Below are 22,755 nucleotides of genomic sequence, written 5' to 3' on the forward strand. Positions count from 1 at the left end.
GTCAGCTCCCGTTCAGGACGGGCCAGCCCGCCGCGTTCCATTGGATCTGCTCGATGTCGAGTGCGAAGCCGCCGCCCGAGCCGTACGCGTGGTACGCAATGAATCCCCTGTGGATCGACTGGCCGCCTGCGGCGACGTTGTTCCCGTATGCCCCGAGGACCACGGTGCCGCCGCCGTTGCGCATATCCACGCCCGCGGCGTCGACGAAGGGGCCGGTCGGCGAGGTGGAGCGGCCAACGGTGATCTTGTAAGTGGAGTTCGCCCCGGCGCAGCAGGTGCCGATCGAGGTGAACAGGTAGTAGTAGCCGTTGTGGTAGGTCATGGACGGGCCTTCGATGCCGCCGCTCTTGGTGGCGAGGCGGATCGGGGTGGCGCCGGCCTTGGGTTTGCCTGAGGGCCAGTCGAGTTCGATGGTGTGGATGCCCTGCTGCCAGGAGCCGAAGACCATCCAGTGCCGTCCGGAGGCGTCGACGATGATGTTCGCGTCGATCGCGTTGTAGGCGTTGCCGTTGTAGGACTGGAAGACGACGCCCTTGTCGGTCCAGCCGTAGCCGGGCGCGGACGGGTCGAGGCTCGTGCTGGTGGCGAGGCCGATGGCCGAGCGCTGGGAGCCGAAGGTGGAAACCGAGTAGTAGAGGTAGTACAGGCCTTGGGCGGCGTCGTAGTGGATCTCGGGTGCCCAGAGGTTCTCGACGCCGGGGATCTGCTGCTTGGTCCACGCGGGCTTGGCGTTCCACATGTACCCGGCGTTCTGCCAGGTCTGGCCGCCGTTGGTGGAGCGGAGGATCGGGATGTTGCCGTCGCTGAAGCGGATGTCGCCGGTGGCATAGACGAACCAGGGCTGGCCGGTGCATCCAGCCCACAGGGCGGGGTCGTGGGCGCCCAGGCTGCCGCTGAGGCTCGGCGGCTGGGCGGGGCCGCTGGAGCAGTCGTTCGGCTCGGGCTGCTGGGTGCCGCCGACCGGGGTGAGGGACCACTGCTGGTTGGTGCCACCGGTTGCGGTGTACTGGGAGATGCGCCCGCCCGCGGCGGTCGACCACTCCCACACGTCGAGCGCCTTGCCGGAGAGGCGGTTCACGAAGGACGCGTACCCGCCGGACTCGGTGACCGTCCACTGCTGGTCGGTGGCGTTCGTATCGGTCTCCTGGACCACGTACGCGCCGTCAGCGGTGCTCTGGTTCTGCAGGCCGAGGACTTTGCCGCTGTGCCGGGATTGAATGCGGTAGTAGCCCCCTCCGGCGTCGACGAACCGGAACTGCTGGTTGGTCGCGTCGGTGCGGGTCCATTGGATCAGTCCGGCGCCGTCGGCGGTGGAGCGGCCGTCGATGTCGAAGACCAGGCCGGAATGGCGGCTGGTGAGGACGTAGTCCGCATTGGTGTCGATGGCCGCGTTCGCGGTCGTGGGTGCGAGGAAGGCCAAGCCCGTAGCGGCGATGACGGCGGCGGCGAGCCCGGCGAACCAGGATCTGCGCCGTTGCCGCGGTTGTGGATTGCTCATGCGTGTACCAATCTCTAGGAAGTGAGGGATAGAGACTAATCGATGTTATCGGACACATGGATCGTTACACAAGGGGTCGGGCGGTGTCATTCGAACCGGTTGCCATCCGCGTCGGGAGCCGAGTTGCCTCACGGTGTGGATCGATGGTGAAATTTTAGCGATAGAAAGCATCATTAATGATATTCAGCAACGCTGACCACAGCATTTCGTGACGCATCAGGGTGCACGCCATCCGATGAGCGAGTCCCACGCCTATCAACCCAGTTCATCCAAGGTGTTGCGCCCCTAGGCACTGACCGCTATGCTCTTCGCATCTCTATATCGATACAATTCGATCTCCCCGGGCGTCCTTGGCATCGCCCGTTTCAGAACCCGACTAGCACGGAGCGAAGATGCACATCCCAACCTCTCGACGGGCCCGACGCCTGCGAGCACCCGCAACGGTGGCGATCGGTCTCGTCGCCGCAGCGGCGACGATGATCGCCCTGAACACCGCCGAGGCCGCCACGATCCGCTACGAGGCCGAGAGCGCCCCGGCGACCTGCGACGGCGTGGTCGAATCGAACCACACCGGCTATTCCGGCAGCGGGTTCTGCAACTCGAACAACGCGGTCGGCGCGGCGAACCAGTTCACCGTCAACGCCGCGAGCGCGGGCACGGCGACACTGGCGATTCGGTACGCCCACGGCGGCACCGACATCCGCTCCGCCGACATCCTCGTCAACGGCGCGGCGGTGGAGACGGCGAGCGCCTTCAGCGCGACCGGCGCCTGGACCACCTGGTCGACCAAGACCGTCACGATCCCTGTCAACGCGGGGAGCAACACGATCCGGCTGGTCGCCTCCACAGCCTCGGGCCTGGCGAACATCGACTACGTCGAGATCACCGACGGCGACCCGCCCCAGACCGGCGACGGCCGGTATGAAGTGGAGGAGCTGACCCGCGGTGTCACCGTGGTGCCCTCGGGCAGCGGCCGCCTCGTCTCGTGGCGGCTGCTGGGCACCGATCCGTCCAATGTGGCATTCAACGTCTATCGCGACGGCGCCAAGCTGAACTCGTCTCCGCTGACCGGAGCGAGCAACTACCTGGACACGGGCGGATCCTCCAGCTCCCGGTACACCGTGCGGACCGTCGTGAACGGCGCCGAGGGCGCCGACGCGGGCACCGAGATCACGTTCAACTCCAGCGGCTATTACGACGTCCCGATCCAGAAGCCCGCGGGCGGATCGACCCCTTCGGGGTCGTTCACCTACGAGGCCAACGACCTCAGCACCGCCGACCTCGACGGCGACGGCACCTACGAGCTCATCGTGAAGTGGTACCCGACCAACGCCAAGGACAACGCCCAATCGGGCTACACCGGCAACACCATCATGGACGCCTACAAGCTCAACGGGCAGCGGCTGTGGCGCATCGACCTGGGCCGCAACATCCGCTCGGGCGCGCACTACACCCAGTTCCAGGTCTACGACTACAACTCGGACGGCAAAGCCGAGATCGCGATGAAGACCGCCGACGGCACCCGGGACGGCGTCGGCACGGTCATCGGCTCCTCCAGCGCGGACCACCGCAACTCCAGCGGCTACGTGCTCTCCGGCCCCGAGTTCCTGACCATCTTCAACGGCCAGACCGGCGCCGCGATGGACACGATCAACTACAACCCGCCGCGCGGCAACGTCAGCGATTGGGGCGACAACTACGGCAACCGGTCCGACCGGTTCCTCGCCGGAACGGCCTACCTCGACGGCGAGACCCCTTCGATGATCTTCGCCCGCGGGTATTACACGCGCTCGGTCATCTGGGCCGTGGACTGGAACGGCACCGACCTGACCACCCGCTGGACCTTCGACTCGAACACTGCGGGCAGCCAGTACCGAGGCCAAGGGGCGCACAGCCTCTCGATCGCCGACATGAACGGGGACGGAAACCAGGACGTCGTCTACGGCGCGATGGCGGTCGGCTCCAACGGGCAGGCGCTCTACAACACGCGATTCGGCCACGGCGACGCGCTCCACGTGTCCGACCACGTGCCCAGCCGCGCCGGCCAAGAGGTCTTCATGGTGCACGAGAGCGGCAGCGCTCCGTCCTCCAGCCTCAATGGCTCCAACGGTCAGATCCTGTTCCAGACGAGTCCGAGCGGCGACAACGGCCGGGGCGTCGGGGCGAACATCCTCGCCTCGAATCCTGGCTCCGAGTACTGGTCGGCGAACGTCGGCGGCCTGCTCAACGCCTCCGGCGCCAACATCGGCGCCAAGCCCGGCTCGATCAACTTCCTGTCCTGGTGGGACGGCGACGGCGAGCGCGAACTGCTCGACGGCACCCAGATCTCCAACTACCCGTCGGGCACGCTCCTGTCCGGCTCGGGCGTGACCTCGAACAACGGCACCAAGTCCACCCCGGGCCTGTCCGCCGACCTGTTCGGCGACTGGCGTGAAGAAGCCGTCTGGAAGACCTCCGATTCCTCCGCGCTGCGGATCTACGCCACGCCGCATCAGACGAACCTGCGCGTCCCGACGCTGATGCACGACATCCAGTACCGGGTCGCCATCGCCTGGCAGAACACCGGTTACAACCAGCCGCCGCACCCGAGCTTCTACATCGGCAGCGACAAGACCACGTACGCGTGGCCTGACGTCCACACCCCGTAAAGTCCCCGCGGAGCCCGGGCGCCGTACCGGAACCCCCGGGCTCCCCGGCACACAGGGCGAACACTTCGAGGGTCACTCCGGCGCTGCCGCAGGCCCGACTTCCACGGACGCACTTCTGGTGCCCGATTCAGCCGAGCCGCATGTACGGGATGGTCAGCGGGTAGTCGCCGAAGGCGGCCTCGGCGTCGGTGCTCGTCAGACCGTAGCGGCTCAGATCGTGCTCGTGGGCGCGGCCGATCCCGGGGCCTGCCAGGACCTTCTCGAGACGACCGGAGTCCGCCTGAGTCCACGGGGTGCCGATCTGCTCGAACAGCAGCGGCAATTTGGCACGTGCGTCGGCGTCGAGCTGCGGGTACGGCACGTTGATGACGGCGTCGCGCGGCAGCTTCATGCGGTCGGTGCGCGCCCGTTCGATCATGGTCGCCATGAGCTTCAGCCACACCGCGCCGATCGCGTGCCGGTCGGGGCCGCGGACATGCAGTGCCATGGACGTCTCGATCAGACTGCATGTCGACCCGACGACGGTGACCGGATCGCGGTGGAGCCAGACGATCTTGGCATCGGGGAAGATCTCCCTGATCACCGCGAAGTTGGCCAGGTTCGCCGACGCCTCCACCACCCAGCGGGTCTTCGGCCGCCCGTACTGGAGGACCTGGAGCGCCGCCTTGAGGTGGCGGTAGTCGGTACTGAAATCGCGCTTGTACAACCACTCGACGTAATCCGGGAGGATCGCTCGGGTGAGGTACTGCGCGCCGTGGGGAAGCAACTGCGAGCAGTCCCACGGCTTCTCGGCATCGAAACCAAAGGCGTCGTGGAATTTCGGGGCGAGCCTGCTCAACTGCCTGTACAGAGCGGCGACCGATTTGATGCGTTCGCGCCGCTCGCGTTCGGGCAGTTCAATATCGGTGAAAGCCATCTCCCACAGCAGCGGGGCACGGTGGTTCGCCGAGCGGGCGAGGACGCCGCGGGTGAGGGTGGCGGCGGTGCGCGGGAGGGCTGCGATGAAGATCGGCGCGACGACCTCCTCGCGGCCGATCTCCGGGTGATCGTGATGCAGTCGCCGAATCCGCAGGCGGTTCTGGAGTCGCAGTTGGATATCGGCCTGGACCGCCTGCCAGCCGATCGCGGTGAGGCGGTCCATCTTCGCGAAAGCGTGGAAGAGCCGGCGGTAGTCGTCCACGAACGCCTCATCGCCTAGAGCGCTCCATTTCGCGTCGCGCTCCGCTTTGGCGACGAGGAGGTCGAATACGCGGTCCGGGGTGCGCTGACCGGCAAGCGTGGGCCGCAATAGTGCATTGAGGAGTTTCGTACTGGTCGGTATACTCGGCATGCTTCGCCTCCGGTTGGGCTGCCGGTTATAAGGGATCGGCGATATTCTTGCACGACAGTCCGTAATCATTTCGTGGCCAAGAATGGAATCGATTCCATTGTCAGCGGGAATGGATTGAAGTACAAGAAACCCGGTGCTTGCTGCATTCAAGCGATGAAGTCCGGCGAAACCCTCCATTTGGTGCCCCAGGGGCCCGAGCCCCACTGCACGGCTGATGAGGGAGCATCTGCGAGTCCCGTGACGGTCGAACGCGCCCCGGAAGCGCCTGCAGGGCAACCCGAGGACCGCTCCTTCGCGGGCCGGGCCTTCGTACAATTCCGCGATGGAGATCATCGACATCGAGCCCGGTGACGCCCGGCTCACCGCCGAACTGCTGCCCGTCCTCCGAGAACTACGCCCTGATCTGAGCGCCGATGACTACGTTGCCGTATATGACGAGGGGCATGGGCAGGGACTCCGATTCACTGCGGCGTACGCGGAAGGCCGCTGTGTGGGGGTCGCTGGCTGGCGCACTGTGGCGAACACCAATCGCTTCGGATGCTTTACGTCGACGACCTGGTCACGGCTTCCGAGGCGCGCTCAACTGGAGTCGGCCACGCTCTTCTGGAGTACCTGGAGCAGCGAGCACGTGAACTCGCTTGCACTGCAATTCATCTCGACTCAGGAACGCACAGGCGCGACGCCCACCGCTTTTACATGCGGGAGCGGTTGACCATCATGGCCTTCCACTTCGCGCGGGAGCTCGACTAGTAGGCCATAAGAACCGGAAGCTCATGCAAAAGCCTCGTTCGGGTGGCATCGCGTCTTCGTTGCCCTGGTTACGGATAGTGAGCGGCAGCGGGCTTGTGGCTTCCTTGAGGTGTGACCACACATAGCATCAAGGAGCGATCGTCGCCAGTGTGAACCTCAGTTTCGCCTTAGCCGGAGCGTAGCGGCCGGTCGCACTTCACCGTCAGTGAGTTCTCAGCCCTCGCGTTCGCTGCCGAGGCGCAGCCAGTACCCGTCGAGGTCCTTCAGACTCGGCGGCGTCTCCAGGAGCGGGGCGAGTCGCCGCACCATCAGCGTGACCTCGTCCGCGCGCCGGTCGTCAGCGTAGAACCTGGTGCCCGCAAGCCCGGTCGTGACCATGTAGAACCGAAGCCGCGCCCGATGCTCGACAGAGTCCTCAAGCGCCGCAACGGCAGCCCGTGCCTGCGGAGCCATCTCAGGCCAGGCTCCTCCCCAGTACAGCTGATACGAGATGTCCCAGAGCGGATCGCCGATCATCGCGCATTCGAGGTCGATGACGCCGACCGTGTCGTCCTCGTCCATGATGATGTTGTCGGCGCTGAAATCGCCGTGCACGAGCGCCCGTCCGGGCTCTAGTGAGTGCTTCTCAGCGCGCACCAGCTCCGCGAGGGCCTCGAGCAGCTTCCGGTCCTCCTCGCGACCGACGTTCGGCCACGAGTCCGGGACGCCTCCGAGCACCCACTCGAACCACGTGCCATGGAATCCGTTGCCGCTCTCAGGGTTCAGACCGCCATAGCCGGTCGTCGTGGAGAGGTCCACCGAATGCAGCCGGTCGAGCGTCTCGGCGACCGCTGGCGCGACGGCCTCGATGCGCTCCATTCCCAACGCGTACAGCGGCTTCCCGGGAAGTCGCTCAGTGACGCACCACCAGGCGTCCGCGATCGGGCCGATCCCGTGGAACTTCGGCACGCGGACGCCGCTGTCCGCAAGCATCCGGCTCGTACATCGATCGACTTCGAAGCCCTTCCGGCGATCGGAAACCCGGACCACCACCGGTCCTGCCTCGCCGACGGCCGCGAACACTTGAGAGTTCTCGCCTTCGTGGAGCGGTTCCCAGTCGGTCAGGGGGCCGAGTTCCTGCTGGACCGCGGGCTGAATAGCGGACAGTTCGAACGTAGGCTTTGCCATGGCGGGAGCGTAACGACCGCCTTCACTCCCGCTCCACCGATTTTCGGGAAGAACCAAGAATTTCGATTGGGCCCGAACGTTTTCCACGGTTGCGACGTCAAGGTATCGACCGGGGCGGCAAGCCGCTGTAGGCGCGACAGCCCAGAGCCAGCGCTACCGGACATGGGACCACAGAGAAAGGCCATGGAGATGACTGGCGACGAATCAGGAAGCGACACCGACAAACCGAAAAGTCCGCGTAAGCCCGTCAAGCTGATGCAAGAGTCTCCTTCGGGTGAGTTAGCATGGCGCCGTGACATACAGCTTCTTCCGCCTCGGTTAGCGCTCCGCTAGCCGTCCAGAGGGAATCCCCGTGGCTAGCGATGTGGTGCGGCTGCCCGCCGCTCCAGGTCGCTCACCCGGAGCTTTGTCATGTCACCGAACCGTCCTTCGACGGTGGGCTCGTCTACGCCCAATTCACCGGAACATCAGAATTTCTTCGCCAGCACGGTCCACGGACTCGAGCACCTCGCCGCGGTAGAACTTGCCGTACTTGGATGCCGGGTCGTTTCTATCAGGAAGCGCCAAGTGCTGCTGACGGCTCCCGAGCCGTGCATGGTCGGTCGGCCACGGACAATCGACGACCTGCTACTTCAGGTCGCGCGAACCGCCGATCCCGGTCCTACCAAAGCAGATCTGGAGCGTTTGCGTCCCCTCCTCGACGCCGCGGACCTGCGCCAGGCCAAGTCCGACTTCGATCATGGCGATCCGGTACTTGCCGTTTCAGCGTCGATGATCGGTCGGCGCACCTATAACCGCCATGACCTCGAGGACGTGATCGGCTCGGTCCTAGCCGAGCGACTCGGTGCCCGGTTCGCCTCGCGCAACGGCGGCAATCGACCTCCGGCCGGCGCCGCCGAATGGCGCGCGGTGCTGTCGCCCGAGGGCCTCCTGCTCGGCTACAGAGGCCGCCGCTCGCCCCTCCATCGCCGGGTCTGGAAGACCGCATCGATTTCCGGCTCCTTGCACCCTCCGGTGGCCGCGGCCATGGCCCGGCTCGCCGGGATCGATGCAGGGATGACCGTGCTTGATCCCTGCTGCGGAGCCGGGACGATCCTCATCGAAGCGAAGGAGTTCACTCCCCGCGCCGACTTCATCGGTTCAGACCTCAATTCGGATGCGCTCGCCGCTGCTGCGCACAACGCGCAACACCTCGCCGACATCGCGTTCGCGAAGTCCGATGCCGCTGAGCTGCCGATGCCTACCGGCAGCATCGACAGGATCGTGACAAATCCGGCCTGGGGACGCCAGGTCGCCATGGTGCAGCGCTTCCCTGCGCTCTTGGCGGCGTGGCGGCGCATCATCGCTGCCGACGGAAGGCTCGTGTGCCTGGTACCGCCGGAACTGTTGTGCCACTTCGAGGCCGAGCGATCAGCTTGGAATCTCGTCGATCGCCATCAGCTCAGCCTGTCCGGGCAGCACCCGGTCATCGTCATCGCTGAGCCGAAGCGCAGCCGGAAGCGCCGTGACCGTGGCCTCGAGTGAAGGAATCAAACAGCGACCGCTGCCGCGGTATGAGCAGCGGACCGGCCTGGACACCGAGCAACTGCTCCTGTTGGAACGAGCGGTCGAGGCCAGGATCGGCTCCTGGCAACCCGACACCGGCCGCCGCAAGGCTCTGGATTTGTTCGACGCGATCGTGGCCTGCCTGATCTACTTGCGCCACAACACTATCCAAGCCGCGCTCGGCGAGCAGTCACAGGTCTCGCAGGCGACCGTCTCCCGCTACGTCGAGAAACTGGAACCAGTGGTCTCGACCTGCCTCGACCAGCTGGCATTGGACCTGCGTGAGCAGGCTGCGCGCTCCGACCTTGTGGTTGACGGGTTCCTCATCCCTACCCGGGATCTGACCGCCCCGGCGGGGTTGTTCTCAGGGAAACGTCACCGACCCGGCCTCAACACGCAGATCATCACCGATCTGCGCGGTCGGGTCATCGATGGCGGCCGTATCGTGGTCGGCTCCGTTCACGACGCCAAGGCATTCAAGGAATCCGGATTGGCGAAGTCATACGAAATGCACACGACCGGCAACGGCCCGAGCCTCATCGGCGACCTTTGGCTACCTCAGCGTCAGAGCTGCTGTTCACCCGGCAGGTCAATCAGCGCCGTTGGGTTGTGGAGCGGGGTATTGCGCACCTGCGCTCGTGGAAGGTCCTCGCGACCGGATACCGCCGGCCGCTGCCGAAGGCCGACCGCACGCTACAGGCGGTGATCAAGCTCCAGATGTACCGCCAAGGTTGACGGCAGGTGCATGTGTTGCGTTGCATGGGCGATCGGCTCGCCGCCGAGTGCGATGCGGACCGCCTCATGTGAGAAGGGCACGTGCATACGCTGATGCACGTGCCCTCCCTACTCGTTCAGTTGAGGCCGAGCTCGACGGCACCCGTTAAGCCGCTGTGGCACGACCGCCGGAGGCCGCCGGATCGCGCCTAGAAACCTTCGAGCCTGATCGGGAACTTCAAGATCGTCGCCACCTCATTGCCGGGCTGGCCCGGGAGCGACAGCTCGGTCGTTTCCTTGAGCTTGTAGCGGGCTCCCTTGGCCGGGAAGCCGTTCAGCCGCCCGATGAGCACGGCTGCATCCTCCGCCTTGAGCGTCAGCGCCTCCTCGGTGTCGGCCGGGAGCCCCAAGATCTCGGGGTACCGGACCGTGATGTTGAGCGGCACCTTGAGGGTGTGCTGGAGCTTCGGCGACTCCGAACGGTTGTGCCGCAGCACCGACCGGTCCTTGGAGTTGCGGCCGGCCGGCTCGATGGCGATCGTGATGCCGCCTTGCTTGGCCGGCGAGGTCAGGTAGAACTCGCTGATCTTCGTCTGCACCGAGGACGGGTCCCCCTTGTTCGACTCGATCTCGAACGTGGCCTTGCCCCTGAGCGGGCCCGTCTTGACCTTCTGGCCCACGAAGACCAGCTCGAGGCCCTTCGAGGCGAGATCCACCTCGATGGTGGCGCCCGGCGCCGGGAGCTTGGGGACGACCTGCTCGGTCCGCTGAGCGGCGAGGGCGACCCCCGCGACCGCCACGCCCACGGCCGACGCGGCGACCGCACCCGTCGCCACGCGGCGAATGACCTTTGCCCGTTTTTTCTTGGACATCTTCATCGACGTCACCCTCCATTGGAGTTGCGAATCTGACGCTCCCGAGGCTATTCATGAACTGCTGCCGCGTCCCGGAATTGATGAATCCACGCACGAAGAAGCGACACTGGACTTACGAGAACACGCGCCGGACTCGCGTTCGCGCCCCGCAGACAAACGCTTGCGGGCGTGACGTTCACGGTTGTGCGGCCTCCCCTGCGTCCGCCCGGAATGCCGGCTCCTCGACCTTCCGAGGGCGCACCGAATTGGCGAATCGGCAAGGTGTCCCCCGATCGGGGGATCCGCTGGAGCGGATCCACATGCGGCGGCCGGTCATCCCGAATCGGCGATCATGCCTGACCCCGAAGGTCGGCCATGTCGCGGACGGGCCTCGGCAAAGTCGCACTGCTCGCCGCCGGCGAGGGACCAGATATGACCACCCGACCCCACGCATCAAAGGTTCACCTTTTGCCACTATTTGCGGCGGTTCATCCGCGACCTTCGCACTCGAGCCTCGTTAGACCTTGCATCCTCGATGCGGCCAGAGGCGTCGAGCCTTTACCGAACGACCGCCCCCATAGCGGCCTAATCGCAACGGGCCCAACCGAATCCGATACCCAATCGTGGAAGGACCAGTGATGTGAGGACAATAGTGGTCTATGTCAAGGCGCCGCTCTCAGGTAGAAAGATCTCGGTCTGCGCGACCCAGATGAGCCTGGCCGAGTCGGTCACGGCGGCGGACTGCGTCCCACTGTTCGTCGAGCTGAGCCGGCGACAGGTCGACGCGGTGCTTGTCGACGTCGCTCTTGCGGCACCCGATCCGGCGAAGTTCGCCAATGGCGTCTTGTCCCGCTTCCCCCGAACCGGCGTCCTGCTCTCGGGCGCCGCCGATCCCCGCATCGCAGCGACCGTGGCCGCCGCGGGCGTCTTGGGTGTCATCCGAGCCCTGCCCGGAAACACTGACGACCTGCTCGTCGCGTTCGCTCAGGCGATCTTGCTCGCTCGCACCCGGTTGACGGATACTTCCGGATCGGTGCGACGCCCGCGCTCGTCCCACCGGGCACCGACCGAACTGTCCGAGCGCGAGTTCCAGGTGCTTGCCGGGATCGCCGAGGGCGAGCACAGCACCGCGATCGGGCGCGAACTGTTCGTGGCCGAAGGCACCGTGAGGACCCACGCGAAGCGGAGGTACCCCAGGTCCGGCGCCCGCGAACGGGCCCATGCCGTCGCCATTGCCTTCCGCAGCGGCCTGGCCCCCTAGGACTCCCCGCACACCCGACTCGCCACCGCTGAGTAAGAACCCACCACCAGCGGCGTCGGCCTGGCCCATGAGGCCGCTGCGACGGCAGGCCGGTCGGACCTCCCCGCAACCCTGCACACCTCGATGCCCATCCGGAGCGGGCGCCAATCTGCGGCAACGGCGTCGCAGCGCTCACGCCGACGCAACCGGGAACGCCATCACATGGCCGAGGGCCGCTTCCGTACGCGGCCGCGTGTTCGCCGGCGAGGTTCGTGAATCATTCCCACGATCGGGCGAGGCATCGACCGCAGGGCGTCTAGTCAATTTGAGGTCCAGTCCGTTACTTTCGCGCTCAAAGCTCGTTAGTACCGCCATGGCACGAGGGCATGAATGATGATCACCAGTCCAGGACGCTGCGGACGCGGGAGCATGGCCCGCCGCCGCTGTCCCTCATCGGCTCCCCCGGCGCCGCACTCCGCCCTCCATCGAGGGCGCCACTCGACCTGCAGGTGAAACAGGAAGGGCACAGCGATATGAAAACGATCGTGGTCTATTTCAAGACGCCCGAGGCCGGCCAGCGCCTCGCATCATGCGCGACACACATGGACCTGCCGCAGCAGGTCAAATCCGTGGACAGCGTCCCGGCCCTCTACATGGCACTGTTTCACGGGCCGGTAGATGTGGTCTTGGTGGACGTCTCCCTCGTTGGCACCGACCCGGTCAAGTTCACTCGGAACCTCCGCACCCGCTACCCCCGAACCGGTCTGCTGTTCCTCGGTGCCGCCGATCCGGCCACCTCGCAGGCGGTGGCCGCGTCCGGTGCCATGGGTTTCGTCAAAGCGAGGACAGGCGGCACCGACGACTTGCTCGTAGCGTTCGCCCAAGCGATCGTCATCGCGCGCATGAAACTGGTGAACACCAGCGACCCCGTGCCGCGCCCGCGTCCGCCGCAGCAGCAGCAGGCGCGGATCCAATTGTCGGAGCGGGAGACTCAGGTCCTCGCGGGACTGACCGAGGGCAAGCACAACGCCGAAATCGGGCGCGAACTGTTCTTGGCCGAAGAGACCGTGAAGACCCATGCCAAGCGGCTGTTCCGCAAACTCGGCGCCCGCGACCGCGCCCATGCCGTCGCCATCGCTTTCCGCACCGGCCTGATCTCCTGATCTCCTGAACCCGGTCCCGAGACCGCCCGCGTAGCGGCGGCGTTTCGCCCTGCCTGCCCATTGTCGGCAGGCAGGGCACCTGCCGTCGAGTACCGTCCACTCCGAACCGTCGAAAGATCGGTGCGAACATGCAGGACCCACGCCCGCGTCCGAGTCCACCCACACGATCAAGGCAATGCGACAGCGCCGTCGGCCGAGCGGAGCTCACCGCTGCCGCAACCCGGTCGCCCATCCTGACGCGCACGGCCCCGCAGCCGGAACGGCGACCTGCTGATGCCCCCGAGGACCTCATCGAGGTCGAACCCGAATCAACACTGCGTCTCACCGCCCCGAGGTCCACCGTGCCAAGGGACCGAACGCGCGGTGGCCACGGCCGCGACCGGAGTCGCGCTCACCCCAGGGGCGCGCCACGTCGTGGCGCACGCCGCCGCCGTCCCCGGCGAGGGGTTGCTGCGTCTCGGCGGGGCCGACCATTCCCAGCTCGACCGCCTGCGTCGGGCTCGCCTGCGCCAGATGCGCCCGCAGCTCGAAGCACGCGCCCGTGCGATCAGGGATTCCCGCCCAGTACGGCTGGTCGTCGGGCCCGGGCGCCCCGAAGACCCGATCGCCGACCTGACCGCCCGCATCGGCGCCGACCTCGTCGTCACCGGCACGAGACAGCGCGCCGGTCAACGGCAGGCACTACTCGGCAGCATCGGTCGGCACACGATCCGCCAGGCACCCTGCGATGTCCTGATCGCACACACACCCGATCGGGCCCAACCATGAGCAGCGATGCACCCCTCTGTATCAGCGGACTGCTCCCGCTCCGCTCGCGAGGCCGAAGCGCCGCTGATGGTGTGGTCGTCGTGGCCGAAGAGGATTGACGCCCTGTGAATTGCTCCGCCTGATCGCGACGACTCCGACCTATGATGTCGGTGAGCAACGCGCATCCCACGGAGTCGTCATGAGGTCGAGGATCTTGTCCGCCGCTGCGGCAGTCGTTGCGGCGACATGTCTGTACGCCACGTCGGCGGCGGCGCGGGAGGGTGCGGAGACGGTCCCCGAGCAGCAGTTGATGCTCTCGATCAGTGTGCCGGGATCGGCGAATCTGGGCTCGGCAGCCCCCGGAGGGACGCTCACAGCCCAGCTGGGCACCGTCCGAGTGGCCGACACGCGGGGAGGGCAAGCGAGGAACTGGACCGTCTCGGTCACCTCTGAGGGCTTCACGTCGGGCGAGCACACGATCGAGTCGAGCGCGGTCCGTTACTGGTCGGGACCGGCCACTGCCTCCAACGGCGCCGGGCCGTTCAACCCGGGCCAGCCGAACGCCGCCAGCGCTGTAGCCCTCAACTCCCGGAGGACGGCGTTCTCCCGTGCCGGCGGGATCGGCAACAACGCTGTTTCCTGGGTTCCGAGCCTGTGGATCGAAATCCCCGAGACGGCGGCGGCCGGCACCTATACCGGCACCGTGACCCACTCCGTCCTTTGAGCCCCGAACCCCTCTTGGCGGTCGGGTTCAGCTTCGGCGCCGCAGGTACTTGCGGGCGAGCAACATGGCGGCGAGGGCCGCCGCCACGACGAGGCCGATGAGGAGCGCGGCGACCGCACCGACGGTGCCGCCATCGCTCGCCGTCTCGGTTTCGGGGAGGTTCACGACGGCCTCCCCCGACCGTTCGAGGTCACCACTGGAGAGGGTGACCCCGGCCCGCCAGGGACCTTCCGGGAGCGGCTCGTCGAGTTCGATCTCGGCCCTGCCCGATGCCCCGGGCGCTAGGGTGAGCGGCGATCGGGTCGCGAACGGCCCGGCGGTCATCGTCCCCTCCTGGCGCTCCAGCGTTGCCGTGCCGCCCACGTCGAGGGCGCGTTCACCGGTGTTGGTGACCTCGGCGCTCAGAACCGGCCACGATCCCGGTGGCGCTTCGAGCACTTCGATGTCGCCGAGCGCGAAATCGGAGGGCGGCTCGCCGCCTGGGCCGACGCTCAAGTAGACGCGGATGCCGACGCGGTTGATCTGCAGGACGGTGCTGTCTGCGGTCTGGGGTCCGGCGATCTCGGCCAGGATCGCCGCGTACCGTTCGCCTTCCGGAGCGGTCTTGGGCACGGCGATGGTGACGGTGACGCGCTCGATCTCGCCCGGCTCCAGGTCCAGGCTCGACGCCTCCAGGCTCGCCCATTCGCTCAAGTCGTTGCCGCCCGGGCCGTCGTCCGCGGTGAACTCTCCATCATGAACCGAGGCCGCGGCCGGGTACAGCTCGATGTGCTGCGGGTGATCCGAGGCGTTCTGGACCTCGACCTCGCGGTGGATCTCCGTACCGGGGCTGACGTGGTCGACGAGATACAACTGGTCGCGCTCGCCGCTGGCGGCGTCGGACTGGGCGACCAGCCGTATGCCGACGCTCCCGGAATCCGCTGCCTCGCCCGCGGCCGGTGGGGCGTAGGCGCACATGAACGCCACGGAGGCGAGTGCGCTCAGAAGTCTGCGGCTACAGGACAGTGTGGGTCACCGTTCCCCTGTACGTGCCGGTGACGGCCGCGGCAGGAATGGCGATTTCCAGCGTCGGGTTCCATGTGGCCGAGTTACTGCCCACGCCCACGCCCGCGGTCAGGGCGAAGGCGGTGCGCTGCTGGTTGAGGACCACCGCGCTCGCCGCGATCACCTGGCCCGGAAGGAACGTCCCGGTCCCTGAGGCCGCTGTCGCGGCTCCCGACCAGTACTCGACCGCGCTGTTGGGAATGGTCTCATCGGCGGTGCCGCCGCCGGTCGTGAATGCGGTCGAAGTCACCGACGCGGTCCAAGCGGCGACCAGTGCCGCGCGCTCATCGGTCACGGTGACAGCGCCTATCTGGCCCGTCTGGGTCTGGCCGGGATCACCGGTGCCGAGATCGGCGTCGGCTGGAACGCTGACGGCAAGCGAACCGGCCTGGACGGCGAACGTGACCGAAGTGTCCTGCGCCGACGCCGGCAACGCCCACGCGGCCAGCACCGACACCAGCACCGTAATGAAGCAGACCCTCGATCTCATCAGAACTCCCGGACGAATTCGCACCGTTCCGGCTCATCCTAGGAGCAGGCGAGCAGCCGGACGCGGATTCGCCGCAACCCGCGCGCCGAACGCATGCCGATCGGAGCGCCCCGGCGCCTTCGCGGCTTCGTGCAGCCGCGACGAGACGGGCCGACATGCCCTGGCCGATCCTGGAGTGTGGCGAACTTTGTCACGTGCTGGGCCTTGCTCGCTACATTCGGGCTCCCAATGCGGCGCGAGCCTTCTGTGCCAAGGAATCACCCGCGAACCAGCTGCTTTCTAGGAGACGATGACCGTCGCGGCGACAGTCGGTGTAGACCGGCTTGCCGTCGGCATCACGATCCAGTGCCACGGCGTTCATCTGCACGAAGGCGGAGATAGCGGAAGGGGGAGCCAAGATCATGGATAGGACGCCTGGGGCGCAGAGTCGGCCGTCAATGACGGACATGGATTACGCATCGATCTTCGAGGCGACCCCCAATCCGTGTCTGGTGCTCGCGCCGGATCTGGTGATCGTTGAGGTCAACCGAGCCTTTCTCAAGGTCACCGGCCGCAACCGTGAGGAACTGCTCGGGCGCCACCTCTTCAACGCCTTCCCGGGGAACCCGGCCGATCCCGAGGCGGACGGCGTGCGGAACCTGAGCGCCTCGCTGGAAAGAGTCCTCGAAATGCGTGAGCCGGACACTATGGCGCTGCAGAAGTACGACATCGCCGTCGCTGGTCGGCCCGGCGTGTACGAGGAGCGCTGGTGGTCCCCGATCAGCACTCCGATCTTGGGCCCGGACCGCGCGGTCAAGTGGATCCTCATTCGGATTGAGGACGTGACCTCGTTCGTCAAGGCCCTCGCCTCCGGGGACTGGCCGCTGGCGGGAACGTCGATCGAGAGGAAGGGCTTGGAGGCCGAGCTGTACGCACGGGCCCGCGAGCTGCATCATCTCAACCAGGAACTGCGGGAGGCCCACAGCCGCGAGCACGCAGTGACTGTCGCCCTGCAGAAGATCATGCTGATGACGCCGGACTTCGAGCACCACGACGACGTTGCGGTGCGCTACCTGCCGGCAGATGACTCCCTGACCGTGTCCGGGGATTGGTACGACTTGATCGACCTGCCGGGAGGCCGCGTTGCGCTGACGGTCGGCGACGTCGTCGGCCACGGCCTGGAGGCCGCCGCGGTCATGGGCATGATGCGCAGTGTGCTGAACGCCGCCGTCCGCGATTCGGAGCGGCCCGCTCACGCCCTGGAGCTCCTGGAACTCTTCGCCCGCTCGATGGAGGGCGCCCTGAACACCACGGCCATCAACGCGATGGTGGATCCCGACAATCGGCTGATCACCTACAGCAACGCGGGGCATCCGCCACTGGTCCTGGTGCACGCGGACGGCGAGTGCGAGCTGCTGGACCAGGTCGTCGACCCGCCGCTCGGCGCGCGCCCCCAGCACGTCCCCGCCTCACAGGCCGGGCATTCCTACATCCCCGGTGACACGCTCGTGCTCTATACCGACGGGTTGATCGAGCGTCGCGGTGAGGACATCGACGCGGGGCTCGATCGCCTCATCTCGACGTTGAGGCAGCACAGCACCGACAACCCGGAACTCCTGGCCGACGTGCTGATGTCCGACGTCGGTGCGGGTGGAGGCGGACGCGACGACATCTCCCTGATCGTCTTCCGGCTGTGACCGCGATCGGCGTGCGGCCGAGCCCGCATGTGACCGTGAAGTCCGAGGCCCCTTGGGGCGGGACATGCTCCAGTCGCAACCGGTCACACATGCTCATACACGGTCATAAGTCGAGCACAGGATCCCGCAAGGACCGCCAAGGTGGTGATTTCGGCCAGGATGGCTGCAGCTCCTAGGATGTCTCCGGCGGGGCCTAGTCGGCGGTTCCAGTAGCGGGCAGTCGTGTGAACCACTGCCATCGCGATTGCTATGGACGCCACGGTGATCGGCCAGGCTTCGGGGGTGATCGCGGCTGTGGCCACAGCTGCGGCGGCGGTCACGATCACCGCAACCGCAAGGGCTCCTCCGGTGGCGGCTTCGGCCGGGCCGTTCGCCAGGGAGTCGCTTCTCGGCCTGGTGGTCCTCAGTAGGCAGACGAGGGCCAGGCGACCCGCGACCGGGGCCAGAGCGATGGCGGGCCAGGAATCCGGAGTGGCTATGACCGCCGCCAACAAGGCGAAGCGGAGTATCAGGGTGGTTATCAGTGCGGCCGCGCCTACCGCGCCGATTCTCGGGTCCTTCATGACCTCGCCTACCCGGTCGGGTGGACGGTGACTGGCCAGGCCGTCCGCGGTGTCGGCGACACCGTCGAGGTGCAGGCCGCCCGTGATCGCGAAGTCGATCGCGAGCACCAGTGCGGCGGCCACCAATGGGCCTCCGATATGGAGTCCGAGGAAGGCCGCCGCCGCCCAGACCGAACCGATGACCAGTCCCACCAACGGGAACGCCGCCACCGCCGCGCGGCCCAGGGGCCACCTTCCGCGGACCGGGAGAACCGTCAGGAAGCCGAGGGCGGCGCGCAGCGGGGCACCGGTCAGGGCTCGGAGTGCCTTCATCAGGCGCCGAGTTCGTCCAGGCCCGCCACTTCGCGCAGGACCGCGGCGGCGCTCCGGACGATCGGGACCGCCAAGAGCGCGCCCGTGCCTTCGCCGAGGCGCAACTCCAGATCGAGGATCGGTTCGAGGCCGAGGTGAGCCAGACCCGCCGACGCCCCGGGCTCCACCGACCGGTGGCCAGCGATCAGGTATCCGAGGACGTCGGGGCACAGCGCGACCGCCGCGAGGGCGGCGGCCACCGTGTTGACGCCGTCCAGCAGGACCGGGACGCGCCGGGCCGCAGCGGCGAGGGCGACTCCGGCCAGTGCGGCGTGTTCGAGGCCGCCGAGGGAGGCCAGGGTCCGCAGCGGGTCCCGGTCCTCGCCGTGCCGGGCCAGCGCATCGGCGACCACGGTCTTCTTCAGGTCGAGGGTGCGGTCGTCGATACCCGTGCCGCGCCCCGTCACCAGATCGGCGCTCTGTCCGGTGAATGCCGCGATGAGGGCAGCCGACGGGGTCGTGTTCGCGATGCCCATGTCCCCCAGGGCGAGCAGGTCCGCGCCGGTGTCGATCATGCGGTCGGCGAGGGCCGCTCCGGCAAGGATTGCGGCGGTGCATTCGTCCACGGTCATCGCCGGTTCGACGTGTAGGTCACGGGTGCCGTTCATGATGCCTGCGGTGCGGATCACCGGGTGATCGGCCGGCGGCTTGGCGATCCCGGCGTCGAGCACCATGACGCGCACGCCGCAGGCGGAGGCGATGGCGTTCGCGCTGGCGCGCCCGGCGCAGAAGCTCTCGACCATGAGCGTCGTGATCTCCTGCGGCCAAGGGCTCACCCCTTGGGCGTGGACGCCGTGGTCGCCGGCGGCGATGATGAGGCCGGGGTTGCCGACGGCGGGCGGGGGGCAGACCCGGGCGATGGTGGCGAGCTGTGCGGCGAGGGTCTCGAGGCGGCCCAGGCTCCCTTGGGGTTTGGCGAGGCCGCTGTGGCGCTGGTCGGCCATGAGGGCGAATCGGTCTTCTACGGGTTCAACGGCTTCGACAAGGGTGGCGAGGTCGTTCATGTCGCGCCTTTCAGGTTGCGGATGATCGCTGCTCGGAGTCGTTCTGAGGTGGGTTCGTCCCGAACGGCGATGCGGAGGTAATGGGGATCGAGTCCAGGGAAGGTGTCGCCGCGGCGCAGGGCCAGTCCGTCGGCGAGCAGGCTTTCGCGCAGGTCGGGCAGCTCGGTGCGGATGAGCACGAAGTTGGCCGAGGCAGGCCAGGTTCGCAGGCCGGGGATGTCGGCCAGGGCGGCCAGGAGTGCTTCGCGTTCGCGGGCGACGCGGCGGGCGCGTTCGAGGCGCTCGTCCTCAGCCGCGACGCAGGCCTTGATCGCTTCGAGGCCTATGGAACTGACCGGCCATGGCTGGCGGGCCGCGTCGAGGCGGGCGACAGTGGTCGCATCGGCCAGCAGATAGCCGACGCGCAGACCCGCGATGCCCCAGAGCTTGGTCAGGCTGCGGACGACCACGAGGCCGGGCAGGTCGGCGCGGGCGGCAAGGTCACCGCCGTCGGGGAGAAAGTCCGCGAAGGCCTCATCGATGACGGTGACTCTGCCTGGGCGGCAGAGCGGTTCGATCACTGCGACGGGATCGAGCGCCCCGGTGGGGTTGTCGGGGCGGGTGATGAGGACGAAGTCGGCCTCCTCCGGAACGTCGGCGGGGTCGAGTCGCCACTGCTCGGGTTCGCGGAAGACTCGATGGACGTGGACGCCGGCCGCGCGCAGGGCCGCTTCGCCTTCGGTGAAGGTCGGGTGGACGATGGCGGCGAGGCTGGGCTTCAGGACCTGGGCGAGCAGCCAGAACGCCTCGGCCGCGCCGTTGAGCGGAAGGCATTCGGCGGCGTTGCGGCCATGCCGGGCCGCCGCGGCCTCGCGGGCGGCGTGCTGGTCGGGGTAGCCGGCGAGGTCGACGACGGCCCGGGTCAGGCGGTCGGCCAGCCATTTGGGCGGTCCTTCGAGGACGTTGACCGCCAGGTCGATCGCGCCCGCGGGGACCTGGGTGTCGCCGTGGTCGCGCAGCCAGGGTTCTCCCGCCGCTGGGATCTCGTGGCGCCCTTCGGAAGCGGAGCCGAGGCCTGCTTCCTGGACGCAGGGTTCGTCGATGAGAGGGATCGCGGGAACCGGTCCGTCCGGGGTCGGCAGCGGGATCGCACGGCCCGCGACGACGAGTTCGCATTGCTCGGCGTGCGAGCTGAGCGTCTGCACCACTTCGCCGTGCAGGTCCAGCCAGCGGCGCGACGAGGCATGCGGCGGGAGCAGGCCGAGGTTGCTCTGGCCGGCGGCGACGATCACCGGGGCCGGGCGGGCTACCGCGAGGTCGCGCCAGACTCGTGCGTGGTCCAGCACCCGGTCCCACGACGCGCGTCCGGTCTCGCCGAGCCCTGCGACGTCGTCCTCGGTCCACAGTCCGGCCCGGGTCATCTGGTCGGTGATCCAGCCGTCGAGGTCGTCGACGAGAACGCAGTGTTCCGGCGGCAGTTCCTTCAGGGCCGCGGCGAGGTCGGTGGTCTCGACCGTCTGCCAGTCGGCGGGGCGGCGGTTGCGATGTCGGCGGACCCGCTCGCCCATTTCGGGGTCGTCGGCCTTGCCGGTCGCGACGTAGGCGACGGGGCCGCCGCTCGCGGCGGCCAGGTGCTCGGCGCGGGCGCTCTTGCCCGAGCGGGTGCCGCCGAGGACGAGGTGGAGGGTCATTGAGCGCGCTCCGCGTGGTGCTGCTGGTGGTGGTCGTGGGCGTGGTCGCCGTGGTGGTGGGCGTGGGTCCCCGGGTCGTCCGGGTGGTAGTGGAGCGTCTGGGGCGCGCCGACGCGGTGCTCGAAGCCCGGCAGGGCGACCCGGTACTGGCAGGTGTCGCAGTTGACGCGGACCTGCCCGGACTCGGTTTCGTCGGCGCGGGCCAGCAGGGCTTCGGCCACGGCCCGGTCGGGGCCGAGGTAGGGCGCGTCGATGACGGCGACGTCGGGGTTGGCGGCGGCCCATTCGTGGGTCTGCTGCCGGATGCGCCGCTCCAGGACGCCGGTGAACAGGAAGTACGGCAGCAGCGCGATCCGCTTGGCGCCCAAGGCGCGGCAGCGTTCGAGCGCCTCGGGCACCGAGGGCTGGGCGAGGCTGACGAAGCCGGCCTCGACGATCGGCCAGGGGCGGCCCTCCCAGAGCAGGCGAGCGGCTTTGAACAGGTCGCCGTTGGCGTCGGGGTCGGAGGTGCCGCGTCCGATGAGGATGACGGCGGTCTCCTCTCGTTCGGATTCGGGGACGGCCTCGCGCAGACGCCGATCGGTCAGCTCCAGGATTTCGGGCCGGATGCCCAGCGGCGCGCCGTAAGTGAAGGTGACGTGCGGGTGCCGGTCGCGCTCGGCGGCGATGGCCGCCGGGACGTCGCCCTTGGCGTGGCCCGCACCGAGCAGGACCAGGGGCTGGATGGTCATGCGGTCGACCCCGTCGGCGACGGCCGCCGCGACTGCCTCGCTGATCGGCGGCGGGCACAGTTCCAGAAAGGACAGGTCGGCGCGGAGGTTCGGGCGCAGGGCGCGGACCTCCTCCAGCAGCTGGAACGACTCGGCCTGCCCGGCCGGGTCGGTGGTGCCGTGGGCGACGATCATCAACTGGTGGCTCATGAGTGCTCCTCAAGGTAGGTAGGTGTGGAGGGTTGAGGGGCGATCGCTGGCGGGCTCGCACCCGATTCCAGGGAAGCGGTGTAGAGCAGGGCGTTCACGGCCGCGGCGGCGACTGCCGAGCCTCCCAGTTCGGAGCGGTTCGAGACCGCGGGAAGGCCGGAGTCGCGCAGGTGCCGTTTGGACTCGACCGCGCCGACGAAGCCCACCGGCAGGCCGACGACGAGCGCCGGGTCGGGGGCGCGGGCGATGACCGCCTCGAGCGCCGTGGGCGCGTTGCCGACCACCCAGATCGCGCCGGGACCGAAACGCTCGCAGGCGGACTCGATCGCGGCGGCACTGCGGGTGGTGCCGGACTCGCGGGCGCGCTCGGCCACACCGTCCCAGGTCAGCGGCACCTCCACGGCGACACTGGTGATCCCGGCTGCGACCATGCGGCTGTCGGCGACGATGGGGGCGCCGTCGCGCAAGGCAGTCCATGCTCGTTCGAGTGCGGCCTCGTCGAGCACCAGCTCCTCGGCGTAGCCAATGTCTGCCGCGGAGTGGATGACGCGCTCGGTCACTGCCCGGCTCAACGGCTTCAGGTGCGAGAGGTCCACTCTGGAGGCGAGGATGCGCATGCTCTCGACCTCGATCGGATGCACGCGGTCGCGTCCCATG

General features: G+C 67.8%; 20 protein-coding genes and 1 pseudogene. 9 read left to right on the forward strand and 12 right to left on the reverse strand.

Annotated features, from left to right (window positions below; translation table 11 throughout):
* Window position 1: 1 nt before the first annotated feature.
* Window positions 2–1,498: a family 43 glycosylhydrolase gene (locus O1R50_RS19825; protein ID WP_270111919.1), complete on the reverse strand. Its 1,497-nt coding sequence runs from the start codon at window positions 1,496–1,498 to the stop codon at window positions 2–4.
* A 392-nt stretch (window positions 1,499–1,890) separates the two neighbouring features.
* On the opposite strand from O1R50_RS19825, the gene O1R50_RS19830 reads away from it, so the two are divergent.
* Window positions 1,891–4,146 carry a rhamnogalacturonan lyase family protein gene (locus O1R50_RS19830; protein WP_270111920.1) on the forward strand — a complete coding sequence of 752 codons (2,256 nt, stop codon included), beginning with the start codon at window positions 1,891–1,893 and terminating at the stop codon, window positions 4,144–4,146.
* Window positions 4,147–4,273: 127 nt separating this feature from the next.
* Here O1R50_RS19830 and O1R50_RS19835 read toward each other — a convergent pair whose 3' ends face one another.
* The gene (locus O1R50_RS19835) at window positions 4,274–5,476 is read right to left on the reverse strand and encodes a sulfotransferase family protein (RefSeq protein ID WP_270111921.1); all 1,203 of its coding nucleotides are present in this window, start codon (window positions 5,474–5,476) and stop codon (window positions 4,274–4,276) included.
* A gap of 537 nt (window positions 5,477–6,013) precedes the next feature.
* Here O1R50_RS19835 and O1R50_RS26445 point away from each other — a divergent pair.
* Window positions 6,014–6,226 (forward strand): GNAT family N-acetyltransferase, encoded by a 213-nt coding sequence (locus O1R50_RS26445; RefSeq protein ID WP_408612753.1) that lies wholly within the window; start codon window positions 6,014–6,016, stop codon window positions 6,224–6,226.
* Between the two features lie 213 nt (window positions 6,227–6,439).
* Here O1R50_RS26445 and O1R50_RS19845 read toward each other — a convergent pair whose 3' ends face one another.
* Entirely contained in the window at window positions 6,440–7,393 is a 954-nt protein-coding gene (locus O1R50_RS19845; RefSeq protein ID WP_270111923.1) for a phosphotransferase family protein, read from the reverse strand.
* Window positions 7,394–7,804: 411 nt separating this feature from the next.
* Between O1R50_RS19845 and O1R50_RS19850 the strand changes: the two genes are divergently transcribed.
* On the forward strand, window positions 7,805–8,917 hold the full coding sequence (locus O1R50_RS19850) for a methyltransferase domain-containing protein (protein WP_270111924.1): 1,113 nt from the start codon (window positions 7,805–7,807) through the stop codon (window positions 8,915–8,917).
* Window positions 8,898–9,644 carry a transposase gene (locus O1R50_RS19855; protein ID WP_270111925.1) on the forward strand — a complete coding sequence of 249 codons (747 nt, stop codon included), beginning with the start codon at window positions 8,898–8,900 and terminating at the stop codon, window positions 9,642–9,644. Before O1R50_RS19850 ends, O1R50_RS19855 begins: the two co-directional genes overlap by 20 nt.
* A 217-nt stretch (window positions 9,645–9,861) precedes the next feature.
* Here O1R50_RS19855 and O1R50_RS19860 read toward each other — a convergent pair whose 3' ends face one another.
* Window positions 9,862–10,488 carry a hypothetical protein gene (locus O1R50_RS19860; protein WP_270111926.1) on the reverse strand — a complete coding sequence of 209 codons (627 nt, stop codon included), beginning with the start codon at window positions 10,486–10,488 and terminating at the stop codon, window positions 9,862–9,864.
* A 727-nt stretch (window positions 10,489–11,215) separates the two neighbouring features.
* Here O1R50_RS19860 and O1R50_RS19865 point away from each other — a divergent pair.
* The 4 genes from O1R50_RS19865 (at window position 11,216) to O1R50_RS19880 (ending at window position 14,380) form a co-directional block, all read left to right on the forward strand.
* Window positions 11,216–11,767, forward strand: a complete 552-nt coding sequence (locus tag O1R50_RS19865; RefSeq protein ID WP_270111927.1) for a helix-turn-helix transcriptional regulator — start codon at window positions 11,216–11,218, stop codon at window positions 11,765–11,767.
* A 512-nt stretch (window positions 11,768–12,279) separates the two neighbouring features.
* Window positions 12,280–12,909 (forward strand): helix-turn-helix transcriptional regulator, encoded by a 630-nt coding sequence (locus tag O1R50_RS26185; RefSeq protein WP_333490272.1) that lies wholly within the window; start codon window positions 12,280–12,282, stop codon window positions 12,907–12,909.
* Window positions 12,910–13,182: 273 nt separating this feature from the next.
* A complete protein-coding gene (locus tag O1R50_RS26450; RefSeq protein ID WP_408612754.1) occupies window positions 13,183–13,677 on the forward strand; it encodes a universal stress protein in 495 nt (164 codons plus the stop codon).
* Between the two features lie 178 nt (window positions 13,678–13,855).
* A complete protein-coding gene (locus O1R50_RS19880; protein ID WP_270111929.1) occupies window positions 13,856–14,380 on the forward strand; it encodes a hypothetical protein in 525 nt (174 codons plus the stop codon).
* A gap of 27 nt (window positions 14,381–14,407) precedes the next feature.
* Here O1R50_RS19880 and O1R50_RS19885 read toward each other — a convergent pair whose 3' ends face one another.
* Window positions 14,408–15,346: a hypothetical protein gene (locus O1R50_RS19885; protein WP_270111930.1), complete on the reverse strand. Its 939-nt coding sequence runs from the start codon at window positions 15,344–15,346 to the stop codon at window positions 14,408–14,410.
* A gap of 28 nt (window positions 15,347–15,374) precedes the next feature.
* Window positions 15,375–15,914, reverse strand: coding sequence for a hypothetical protein (locus O1R50_RS19890; RefSeq protein WP_270111931.1), 540 nt, complete (start codon window positions 15,912–15,914; stop codon window positions 15,375–15,377).
* 401 nt (window positions 15,915–16,315) lie between these two features.
* Here O1R50_RS19890 and O1R50_RS19895 point away from each other — a divergent pair, with 401 nt between their 5' ends.
* On the forward strand, window positions 16,316–17,590 hold the full coding sequence (locus tag O1R50_RS19895) for a PP2C family protein-serine/threonine phosphatase (protein WP_408612756.1): 1,275 nt from the start codon (window positions 16,316–16,318) through the stop codon (window positions 17,588–17,590).
* Window positions 17,591–17,673: 83 nt separating this feature from the next.
* On the opposite strand, the gene cobS is transcribed toward O1R50_RS19895, so the two are convergent.
* The 6 genes and pseudogenes from cobS to O1R50_RS19920 form a co-directional block, all read right to left on the reverse strand.
* On the reverse strand, window positions 17,674–18,465 hold the full coding sequence (cobS, locus tag O1R50_RS19900) for an adenosylcobinamide-GDP ribazoletransferase (RefSeq protein WP_270111933.1): 792 nt from the start codon (window positions 18,463–18,465) through the stop codon (window positions 17,674–17,676).
* Complete coding sequence (gene cobT / locus O1R50_RS19905) at window positions 18,465–19,508, reverse strand: nicotinate-nucleotide--dimethylbenzimidazole phosphoribosyltransferase (RefSeq protein WP_270111934.1); 1,044 nt, start codon at window positions 19,506–19,508, stop codon at window positions 18,465–18,467. Before cobT ends, cobS begins: the two co-directional genes overlap by 1 nt.
* A complete protein-coding gene (gene cobC / locus O1R50_RS26455; RefSeq protein ID WP_408612757.1) occupies window positions 19,505–20,530 on the reverse strand; it encodes an Rv2231c family pyridoxal phosphate-dependent protein CobC in 1,026 nt (341 codons plus the stop codon). The genes cobT and cobC overlap by 4 nt, the downstream gene beginning before the upstream one ends.
* 111 nt (window positions 20,531–20,641) lie before the next feature.
* Window positions 20,642–21,178, reverse strand: a pseudogene (locus O1R50_RS26460) (bifunctional adenosylcobinamide kinase/adenosylcobinamide-phosphate guanylyltransferase); the annotation flags it as partial.
* Window positions 21,175–22,098, reverse strand: a complete 924-nt coding sequence (locus tag O1R50_RS19915) for a sirohydrochlorin chelatase (protein ID WP_270111936.1) — start codon at window positions 22,096–22,098, stop codon at window positions 21,175–21,177. The gene O1R50_RS19915 and the pseudogene O1R50_RS26460, both read right to left, overlap by 4 nt.
* The gene (locus O1R50_RS19920; RefSeq protein WP_270111962.1) at window positions 22,095–22,754 is read right to left on the reverse strand and encodes a precorrin-8X methylmutase; all 660 of its coding nucleotides are present in this window, start codon (window positions 22,752–22,754) and stop codon (window positions 22,095–22,097) included. Before O1R50_RS19920 ends, O1R50_RS19915 begins: the two co-directional genes overlap by 4 nt.
* Between the last annotated feature and the right edge of the window lies 1 nt (window position 22,755).

The sequence above is a fragment of the Glycomyces luteolus genome (assembly GCF_027622875.1).
GTDB classification, from domain to species: Bacteria; Actinomycetota; Actinomycetes; order Mycobacteriales; family Micromonosporaceae; genus Glycomyces; species Glycomyces luteolus.